Origin of the sequence: Lelliottia sp. 7254-16, assembly GCF_002922995.1 — a bacterium.
Lineage (GTDB): Bacteria > Pseudomonadota > Gammaproteobacteria > Enterobacterales > Enterobacteriaceae > Enterobacter > Enterobacter jeotgali.
Genome location: NZ_PQVS01000013.1, coordinates 117,122 through 127,041 on the forward strand (window position 1 = coordinate 117,122; position 9,920 = coordinate 127,041).

Consider the following 9,920-nt stretch of genomic DNA (forward strand, 5'->3'; position numbering starts at 1 on the left):
GGTTTACCGACTGGTGCCCTGAGAGATGGGGGTCGGATTTTGCCCCTTCAAGGGGCAGGCGAAAAAAAATTTGTGAAAGTGTTACCATCGCCTCTCTTTTGATGGTGGCAGGACGACGTCGATGAGTGGACTCAAACAGGAGCTAGGGCTGGCGCAGGGTGTTGGTTTACTCTCCACCTCCTTGTTAGGAACCGGAGTATTTGCCGTACCTGCGCTGGCGGCACTGGTGGCGGGCAATGACAGTCTGTGGGCGTGGCCAGTGTTGATTGTGCTGGTGTTCCCGATTGCAATTGTCTTTGCGACGCTCGGGCGACATTTCCCCAGCGCCGGCGGCGTGGCGCATTTTGTCGGCATGGCGTTTGGCCCACGGCTGGAGCGCGTCACCGGCTGGCTTTTTCTGTCGGTCATTCCTGTTGGTCTTCCTGCCGCCCTGCATATTGCAACCGGTTTTGGTCAGGCGCTGTTTGGCTGGCACGACGAACAGCTGCTGTTTGCCGAGCTGGGTACGTTGGCGATCGTCTGGTGGGTGGGTTCGCGCGGCGCCAGCTCCAGCGCCAATCTGCAAACGCTGGTTGCGGTGCTGATCGTCGCGCTGATTGCTGCCATCTGGTGGGCAGGCGACATCCATGTCGGCGAAATTCCCTTCCCGGCCATCACCGACGTCGATCATTCTCAGCTCTTCGCCGCACTCTCGGTGATGTTCTGGTGTTTTGTCGGGCTGGAGGCGTTTGCTCATCTGGCGTCGGAATTCAAACAGCCGGAGCGCGATTTCCCCCGCGCCCTGATGATTGGCCTGCTGCTGGCGGGAACGGTTTACTGGGCCTGTACGGTGCTGGTGCTGCATTTCAACGCTTACAGCGCTGAGGCGGCTGCGGCGGCTTCGCTACCTGGTATTGTGGTGCAGTTGTTTGGTGTCAAAGCTCTGTGGATTGCCTGCGTGATTGGTTATCTCGCCTGCTTCGCCAGCCTGAACATCTATATTCAGAGTTTCGCCCGCCTGGTCTGGTCCCAGGCGCAGTACAAACCGGAGAGTCGCCTGTCGCGCCTGTCAAAACGTCAATTGCCGCTGAATGCACTGAACGCGGTGCTGGGCTGCTGCGTGCTGAGCACGTTGGGTATCTACTGGCTGAACATCAATCTGGACGCGCTGATCGTTTACGCCAACGGCATTTTCATCATGATTTATCTGCTGTGCATGCTGGCAGGGTGTCGATTACTGAAAGGACGCTTTAACGTTTTGGCGGTCATCGGCGGGGTACTGTGTTTACTTCTGCTGGTAATGATTGGCTGGAAGAGTTTGTATGCCATCGTGATGCTGGCGGGGCTGTGGGGGTTCTTGCCGAAGCGTGGTGCGGTTTAATTGCCGGATGGCGGCTGCGCTTTATCCTGCCTACAAGAGCACAAACCGTAGGCCCGGTAAGCGCAGTGCCACCGGGCAACACATATCAACGGTCGTCTTTATGATCAATACGGTCGTGCTGATCGTCCTTGCGCTGGTACTCTCCGTCAAAGGTTTCCCCGTTCCCCGGACCGGTGCTAAATCCCCCGCCAGGCATACGGTTAAAGCGTAGATGCGGCAACAGTCGCATGGTCAGCAGTTTTTGCACCGGCGGCAACAGCAGTAACAGACCAATGAAATCGGTGAAGAAGCCCGGCAGAATCAGCAGCAGACCGGCAAGAATCAGCGACACGCTTTTGATCATCTCCGCCGCAGGACTCTCTCCCGCCGCCATTTTTTGCTGCATTAACAGGAAATTTTTGAAACCCTGATTACGCACCAGCGACATACCTATCACCGACGTGAATATCACCAGGATCAGGGTCAGCAGGACACCCAGCACGTGGGCGACCTGGATAAAAATAGAAATCTCAATGTAAACATAGAGAAAAATGGCAATAAAAGGTATCCAGCGCACTGGTTTCTCCTGTGTGGCAGACGCCTCTGGCCTCTGTCCGAATGGGTTTGCGATTCGCGTCTTTCTGAAATGGAGACGGTTAGCCAAATTTCAATCGGTTTGCACGGATATTTTTTCTGGAAATATTCAGGCGGTGATTCATTTCACAGATTAATAATTATCATGAGATGAGGGCGATAATAAGTGATCCAGATTACGGCAATTCGCTATCATCAGCATATGATCTCGAGTATCTGGCTGATTGAGGGAATAATCGTCGGTCAGCAAATATTGAAAACCACATATCTACTGTGTGTTTAGTACAATCCATCGGCCGCTTTAAAAGAAGGTTCACATGTTAAACAACATTCGTATCGAAGAAGATTTGTTGGGTACCAGGGAAGTTCCAGCGGATGCCTACTACGGTATTCACACTCTGAGAGCGATTGAAAACTTTTACATCAGCAACAACAAAATCAGTGACATCCCTGAGTTTGTGCGTGGCATGGTGATGGTGAAGAAAGCCGCAGCCCTGGCAAACAAAGAGCTGCAAACCATTCCGAAAAGCGCTGCAAATGCCATCATCGCCGCGTGTGATGAAGTGCTGAATAACGGCAAATGCATGGACCAGTTCCCGGTTGACGTCTATCAGGGCGGCGCGGGCACATCCGTGAACATGAATACCAACGAGGTTCTGGCTAACATCGGTCTTGAACTGATGGGCCACCAGAAAGGTGAGTACCAGTACCTCAATCCAAACGACCACGTTAACAAGTGCCAGTCCACCAACGACGCCTATCCGACCGGTTTCCGTATCGCCGTTTATGCCTCCGTGGTGAAACTGATTGACGCGATTAACCAACTGGGCGATGGCTTCCAGCGTAAAGCCGTTGAGTTCCAGGACATTCTGAAAATGGGCCGTACCCAGTTGCAGGATGCGGTGCCGATGACCCTCGGCCAGGAGTTCCACGCGTTCAACGTGCTGCTGAACGAAGAGACCCGCAACATCCTGCGCACCTCCGAGCTGCTGCTGGAAGTCAACCTTGGCGCGACCGCCATCGGGACTCGCCTGAACACCCCAGACGGTTACCAACAGCTGGCAGTGCAGAAACTGGCAGAAGTGTCTAATCTGGCGGTTGTGCCAGCGGAAGACCTGATCGAAGCGACTTCCGACTGTGGCGCTTACGTCATGGTGCACAGTGCGCTGAAACGTCTGGCGGTTAAACTCTCCAAAATCTGTAATGACCTGCGCCTGCTCTCTTCCGGTCCACGCGCTGGCCTGAACGAAATCAACCTGCCAGAGTTGCAGGCCGGTTCGTCCATCATGCCAGCCAAAGTGAACCCGGTAGTGCCAGAAGTGGTGAACCAGGTGTGCTTCAAAGTCATCGGGAACGACATTACCGTGACCATGGCCTCCGAGGCGGGTCAGCTGCAGCTGAACGTTATGGAACCGGTGATTGGCCAGGCAATGTTTGAGTCCATCCATATCTTGACCAACGCGTGCTACAACCTGCTGGAAAAATGCATTAACGGTATTACGGCAAACAAAGAAGTGTGCGAAAGCTTCGTCTATAACTCTATCGGCATCGTCACTTACCTGAACCCGTTCATTGGCCACCACAACGGCGATATCGTCGGGAAGATTTGTGCTGAAACCGGTAAGAGCGTGCGCGAAGTCGTGCTTGAGCGTGGACTGCTGACAGAAGCTGAGTTGGATGATATCTTCTCGGCGCAAAACCTGATGCACCCGGCCTACAAAGCGAAACGTTATACCGATGAAAGCGAACAATAACAGTTCGGGTTAAACTTCCGAAAGGCACGTCACTTGTGACGTGCCTTTTTGCTTTTATAGGACATCACAAAAATAACATTTATGTATCCAACATCTAACATTCAAGGAAGCGATTATGATTGTCATTGAGCTGATTATCGTTTTGGCCGCGATTTTTCTCGGCGCCAGACTAGGGGGGATTGGTATCGGTTATGCTGGCGGGCTCGGCGTGCTGGTACTCGCAGCCATTGGTGTCGCACCGGGGAAAATCCCGTTTGACGTTATCTTCATCATCATGGCGGTGATTGCAGCGATCTCGGCGATGCAGATCGCGGGTGGCCTGGATTATCTGGTTAACCAAACCGAAAAGTTACTGCGCAAAAACCCTAAGTACATCACGATCCTTGCGCCAATTGTCACCTACTTCCTGACTATTTTTGCCGGTACCGGCAACATCTCCCTCGCAACACTCCCGGTTATTGCCGAAGTGGCGAAAGAGCAAGGCATCAAACCGTGCCGTCCGCTGTCGACCGCCGTCGTGTCCGCGCAGATTGCGATCACTGCCTCGCCGATTTCCGCTGCGGTGGTTTACATGTCCTCAGTGATGGAAGGCCACGGCGTAAGCTACATCCATCTGCTCTCCGTGGTGATCCCATCGACGCTGCTGGCCGTGCTGCTGATGTCGTTCCTGGTCACCATGATGTTTAACTCTAAACTTTCCGACGATCCGGTATACCTGAAACGTCTTGAAGAAGGTTTAATTGAGCTGCGCGGCGAAAACAAAGTGGAGATCAAACCGCGCGCCAAACTGTCGGTACTGCTGTTCCTGCTCGGCGTGGTGTGCGTGGTGATTTATGCCATCGTCAACAGCCCAAGTCTCGGCCTGGTCGCAACACCGCTGATGAACACGACTAACGCAATCCTGATTATTATGCTGAGCGTTGCGACGCTAACCACCGTGCTGTGCGGTGTGGAAACGGACAGCATTCTCAGCTCAAGTACCTTTAAAGCGGGGATGAGTGCCTGTATCTGTATCCTCGGCGTGGCATGGCTCGGCGATACCTTCGTTTCTAACAATATCGACTGGATTAAAGAGACAGCGGGCTCGGTCATTCAGGGTCATCCGTGGTTGCTGGCAGTCATTTTCTTTGTGGCCTCCGCGCTGTTGTACTCTCAGGCTGCAACCGCCAAGGCGCTGATGCCGATGGCGCTGGCGCTGAACGTCTCTCCACTGACGGCGGTTGCTTCCTTTGCCGCCGTTTCCGGCCTGTTTATTCTGCCAACCTACCCGACGCTGGTCGCGGCGGTGCAGATGGATGATACCGGCACCACCCGTATCGGGCGCTTCGTGTTTAACCATCCGTTCTTTATTCCGGGCACGATGGGCGTGGTGTTCTCTGTCTGCTTCGGCTTCGTCATTGGCAGTTTTATTCTCTAAAATACTGTAGATGTAGAAATAGTTATCATCGGGCCGCTTAGCGGCCCGATTCATTCATACCCCTTGGCCCAGCGTGATATAGTATTTTTTTCACGATGAGGAGGTCGAGTAGTGAATACACCTGACGCTGTCGTTGTACTCTGTACCGCACCCGATGAAGCCACTGCCCAGGAGCTTGCCGCCAAAGTGCTGGCAGAACAGCTCGCGGGCTGCGTGACTATTCTTCCCGGTGCCACCTCGATGTACTACTGGGAAGGCAAGCTGGAACAGGAGTATGAAGTCCAGATGCTGCTGAAAACCAACGTCGCGCATCAACAGGCTCTTCTTGATTGCCTCAAATCTCATCATCCTTACCAAACCCCGGAACTGCTGGTGCTGCCAGTCGTCCACGGCGATAACGATTATCTCTCATGGCTCAACGCTTCTTTACGCTGATCTTGCTGCTGTGCAGCACGTCAGTTTTTGCCGGATTGTTTGACGCGCCCGGCCGCTCTACTTTCATCCCTGCCGACCAGGCGTTTGTTTTCGACTTCCAGCAAAACCAGCACGATCTGAATTTGAACTGGCAGGTCAAAGACGGGTACTACCTGTATCGCAAGCAGGTCAGTTTCACCCCAGCGAATGCGACGATTGGCGAGCCTCAGCTGCCTGCGGGCGAGTGGCACGAAGATGAGTTCTACGGCAAAAGCGAAATCTACCGCCATCAGTTGAGTGTGCCGCTTACGGTAAGTCAGGCAAGCCAGGGGGCGACGCTGACGGTGACGTACCAGGGCTGCGCTGATGCAGGATTCTGTTATCCGCCGGAAACCAAAGTGGTGCCGCTGAGTGAAGTCGTGGCGGCGCCTTCTGCGCCCCCTTCTCAGGAACCGAGTGAAAAGAGCGCGGAACTCCCTTTCTCTGCGTTCTGGGCGTTATTGATCGGGATCGGCATCGCCTTTACGCCATGCGTATTGCCGATGTACCCGCTTATCTCCGGTATCGTTCTCGGCGGTAAACAGCGTTTATCCACCGCCCGTGCGCTGCTGCTGGCCTTTATCTATGTGCAGGGAATGGCGCTGACCTATACCGCACTTGGCCTTGTGGTGGCTGCTGCAGGGCTTCAGTTTCAGGCCGCACTTCAGCATCCTTACGTGCTCATCGGGCTGTCAGTAGTCTTTACCCTGCTGGCACTGTCGATGTTTGGGCTGTTCACGCTGCAATTGCCGTCGTCCCTGCAGACGCGCTTAACGCTGATGAGCAATCGTCAACAGGGCGGTTCTGCTGGCGGCGTGTTCGTGATGGGGGCGATCGCCGGGTTGATCTGCTCACCCTGCACCACCGCACCGCTGAGCGCCATCCTGCTGTACATCGCCCAGAGCGGGAATATGTGGTTCGGCGGCGGGACACTCTATCTCTATGCGCTGGGCATGGGCTTGCCGCTGATTTTGGTCACCGTGTTCGGCAATCGCCTGTTGCCGAAAAGCGGTCCGTGGATGGAGACGGTGAAAACGGCGTTCGGTTTTGTGATTCTTGCCCTGCCGGTATTCTTGCTGGAGCGTGTGATTGGCGATATCTGGGGGATGCGTTTGTGGGCCATTCTTGGCGTTGCGTTCTTCGCTTGGGCATTTATCACTAGCCTGTCCGCGCAAAAGCCGTGGATGCGGATGGTGCAGATTGTTCTGCTTGCCGCTGCGCTGGTAAGTGCGCGTCCGCTTCAGGACTGGGCGTTTGGCGCGACGACAGCTCAAACACAGGCACATCTTAACTTCACGCAAATCAGCAGCGTTGATGAGCTGAATACCGCGTTGGCGCAGGCTAAAGGCAAACCGGTGATGCTCGATCTGTACGCCGACTGGTGCGTGGCCTGTAAAGAGTTCGAAAAATACACTTTCAGCGATCCGCAGGTGCAAAACGCGCTGAAAGATACCGTTCTGTTGCAGGCTAACGTAACGGCCAATAATGCGCAGGACAAGGCCCTGCTGAAGGAACTCAACGTGCTCGGCCTGCCGACTATTCTGTTCTTTAATGAACAGGGCAAAGAGCAGCCCGCCGGGCGTGTGACCGGATTTATGGACGCAACCGCATTCAGCGCACATTTGCGCGATCGCCAGCCGTAAACGACACTGTTAACGGGAGAAACCGTTAGCATTGGGAGGAGAAAACCGTGCAACGTGAAGACGTACTGGGGCAAGCCCTGCAATTACTTGAAGTACAAGGGATCGCCAATACCACGCTTGAGATGGTCGCCGAACGCATCGATTATCCTCTGGATGAACTTAGGCGCTTCTGGCCAGACAAAGAGGCGCTGCTTTACGACGCCCTGCGTTACCTTAGCCAGCAAGTGGACATCTGGCGCAGACAGCTGATGCTGAACGAAGAGCTGACGGCAGAGCAGAAAGTGTTGGCGCGCTACACTGCGCTGGCGGATTGCGTTCGTAATAATCGCTATCCGGGCTGCCTGTTTATCGCTGCCTGTACTTTTTATCCCGATCCGGGCCATCCAATCCATCAGTTGGCTGATCAGCAGAAAAGCGCCGCTCACGACTTTACGCACGAGCTGCTCACGACGCTAGAAGTCGACGATCCGGCGATGGTGGCCAAACAGATGGAACTGGTGCTGGAAGGCTGCCTGAGCCGTATGCTGGTCAACCGCAGTCTGACTGACGTCGAAACAGCACACCGTCTGGCGGAAGATATTCTGCGTTTTGCCCAGTGCCGCATGGGTGGCGCACTGACTTAAGCCAGCATCCCAGCCCACGCAGAAACAAGCAAGCACAGGGCCATTACGCGTTGAAATCGCACCATCGCCACGGTGGTGCGAAACACGCGGTTCACCGCCTTGCCCAGCCACGCCCAGCACATCAGACATCCAATCGAAATCACTAAGAACCACAGCGCCATCAGCGCGACGTCCCGCAACGTGTGATCTCCCACCGGCGCAAACAGGCTCACCACTGCCAGTGCCATCATCCATGTCTTTGGGTTGACCACCTGTAATAGCGCGGCCGCACGCGCCGTAAAACGATGATACGAACCGTTGGTCAGATTTGCCGCTGGCGCACTGAACAGCTGCCAGCTCATCCAGCTTAACCACAGCACACCCGCCCAGCTCATCATTTGACGAATTAGAGGGTACTGGCGCAGGATTTCTCCGGCACCTGCACCGGAGACCAGCACGATGGCGCTGGCTGCAACACAGCCGCTCACAAGGGCGGGAAGGGTCGCCTTCACGCCATAGTGCTGGCTATTGGTCAGAATGAGGATGTTGGTCGGGCCTGGTGTTATCGAGGCGACAAAAGCAAACAGCAGAAACGGCATCAGATTCACAGGTAGCTCCTTATTTTTGGAGCTCTGACTGTGCCGCTATTTACTGGAAACGTCTGGAAGGTTTGTGCACAACTTTCGGTAATGGGCAGGAGTGATGCGATAGGCCCGCTGAAACCAGCGCCCAAGATGGCTCTGGTCGGCAAAACCGAGCGATGCGGCTACCGCCACAGGCTGATCTCCACGCGCCAGCATCTGACGGGCTTTCGCCAGTCGAAGCTGAATTAGCCAGGCGTGCGGTGCCAGGTGGAACTCGCGTTTAAAACAGCGAGTCAGGGTAAAGCGGTCGGTTCCCGTCTCGCGCGCCAGATCTGACAGCCCAAGATTTTCGCCCATATGGGCATACAGGTAATCGCGTGCCCGATGTGCCACCGCCGCGCTTTGCAGCTGCGAGGGCAACTTTTTCCGCCAGTGGCAATGGGAGGTGATCTGCGCCAGTAAGTTATCCATCGTACTCTGCTGGACGATTTTCATTTCATCCTGATGCAATGAGTTAAATGTCTCACCGATGGAACGAACCAGCTGCGGCTCGCGCGTTAGTGTTTGCGCAAAATGCAGGGAATAACTACCGGGGGTCGATTCATATAGCCCGTGTAGCGTGTTGTTCAGCCACTGCTCGTCAAGGTAGAACGTCAGATAGGTGAAGCCACCATCGACCGGTGCATCGCCATCGTGGATTTCACCGGGTTCAAGCAAAAAGGCATCACCCGGATGGCTCCGGTGACGTTCGCGACGGCAATGGAACTGCTGGGTGCCAGAAAGCGTGATGCCCACCAGATAGCTGTCGTGCCAGTGCGGGTCGAAGGCATGGCCTTCAAAGTGCGCTTTAATGGTTTCAATACCTGTATCTGCATGCTGACGTAGCTCAAGCCAGTCGTTCGCCATACCGCCCTCCTCTCAACTGCCAGCATTGCTGTTTCGCACGACCTTTGTCTGGAAGATTTGTGCAATTTCGCTGCGGGAACCGACAGATTGCCGTAAAGTTAAGCAGTTGAACAGCTTTTCCCGAATTAGGGTTGACGGGCAAACGGGATTAGGGTTTAATGCGCTCCGTTGCCCGGATAGCTCAGTCGGTAGAGCAGGGGATTGAAAATCCCCGTGTCCTTGGTTCGATTCCGAGTCCGGGCACCACTATTTAAAGAAACCAGCCTACGGGCTGGTTTTTTGCTTTTGGGGATTCGGTAGTTTTGGCCGCCCCCACCAACGTAAAATATCCACTCTTCTTGCCTGAGCATTGCCAACATTCCTCCTTTAAATCACCTGATCTGTACGTTCCAGAAGCTATAAAAGCTATGACAGGAGCAGTATTCTGCGCTGAGTTTTAATGAGATCAGTATGTTTGGAGGATTTTTGAGAAAGGACAAAAACGCAAAAAGGCCATCCTTGCGGATGACCTCTTCACTTAATTGATGCCTGGCAGTTCCCTACTCTCACATGGGGAGACCCCACACTACCATCGGCGCTACGGCGTTTCACTTCTGAGTTCGGCATGGGGTCAGGTGGGACCACCGCG

General features: G+C 54.5%; 9 protein-coding genes, 1 tRNA gene and 1 rRNA gene. 7 read left to right on the forward strand and 4 right to left on the reverse strand.

The window, feature by feature from the left end; translation table 11 throughout:
* Positions 1-121: 121 nt before the first annotated feature.
* Positions 122-1,360: an L-methionine/branched-chain amino acid transporter gene (yjeH, locus tag C3708_RS17100; RefSeq protein WP_095280454.1), complete on the forward strand. Its 1,239-nt coding sequence runs from the start codon at positions 122-124 to the stop codon at positions 1,358-1,360.
* 85 nt (positions 1,361-1,445) lie between these two features.
* On the opposite strand, the gene C3708_RS17110 is transcribed toward yjeH, so the two are convergent.
* Entirely contained in the window at positions 1,446-1,916 is a 471-nt protein-coding gene (locus C3708_RS17110; protein ID WP_165790650.1) for an FxsA family protein, read from the reverse strand.
* Between the two features lie 334 nt (positions 1,917-2,250).
* Here C3708_RS17110 and aspA point away from each other — a divergent pair, with 334 nt between their 5' ends.
* The 5 genes from aspA (at position 2,251) to C3708_RS17140 (ending at position 7,823) form a co-directional block, all read left to right on the forward strand.
* Positions 2,251-3,687, forward strand: coding sequence for an aspartate ammonia-lyase (aspA, locus tag C3708_RS17120; protein WP_103948109.1), 1,437 nt, complete (start codon positions 2,251-2,253; stop codon positions 3,685-3,687).
* A 115-nt stretch (positions 3,688-3,802) separates the two neighbouring features.
* Positions 3,803-5,104: an anaerobic C4-dicarboxylate transporter gene (locus C3708_RS17125; protein ID WP_103949849.1), complete on the forward strand. Its 1,302-nt coding sequence runs from the start codon at positions 3,803-3,805 to the stop codon at positions 5,102-5,104.
* 111 nt (positions 5,105-5,215) lie between these two features.
* A complete protein-coding gene (gene cutA, locus C3708_RS17130) occupies positions 5,216-5,539 on the forward strand; it encodes a divalent cation tolerance protein CutA (protein ID WP_103949850.1) in 324 nt (107 codons plus the stop codon).
* Positions 5,515-7,200, forward strand: a complete 1,686-nt coding sequence (locus C3708_RS17135; RefSeq protein WP_103949851.1) for a protein-disulfide reductase DsbD — start codon at positions 5,515-5,517, stop codon at positions 7,198-7,200. The genes cutA and C3708_RS17135 overlap by 25 nt, the downstream gene beginning before the upstream one ends.
* A gap of 47 nt (positions 7,201-7,247) precedes the next feature.
* The gene (locus C3708_RS17140; protein ID WP_095280448.1) at positions 7,248-7,823 is read left to right on the forward strand and encodes a transcriptional regulator; all 576 of its coding nucleotides are present in this window, start codon (positions 7,248-7,250) and stop codon (positions 7,821-7,823) included.
* On the opposite strand, the gene C3708_RS17145 is transcribed toward C3708_RS17140, so the two are convergent.
* A complete protein-coding gene (locus tag C3708_RS17145) occupies positions 7,820-8,410 on the reverse strand; it encodes a LysE family translocator (RefSeq protein ID WP_103949852.1) in 591 nt (196 codons plus the stop codon). The two genes, C3708_RS17140 and C3708_RS17145, sit on opposite strands and share 4 nt — an antisense overlap.
* A 36-nt stretch (positions 8,411-8,446) precedes the next feature.
* On the reverse strand, positions 8,447-9,292 hold the full coding sequence (locus C3708_RS17150) for an AraC family transcriptional regulator (RefSeq protein WP_103948107.1): 846 nt from the start codon (positions 9,290-9,292) through the stop codon (positions 8,447-8,449).
* Between the two features lie 170 nt (positions 9,293-9,462).
* Between C3708_RS17150 and C3708_RS17155 the strand changes: the two genes are divergently transcribed.
* Positions 9,463-9,538, forward strand: a tRNA-Phe gene (locus tag C3708_RS17155).
* A gap of 280 nt (positions 9,539-9,818) precedes the next feature.
* Here C3708_RS17155 and rrf read toward each other — a convergent pair.
* Positions 9,819-9,920, reverse strand: a 5S ribosomal RNA gene (rrf, locus tag C3708_RS17160); the annotation flags it as partial.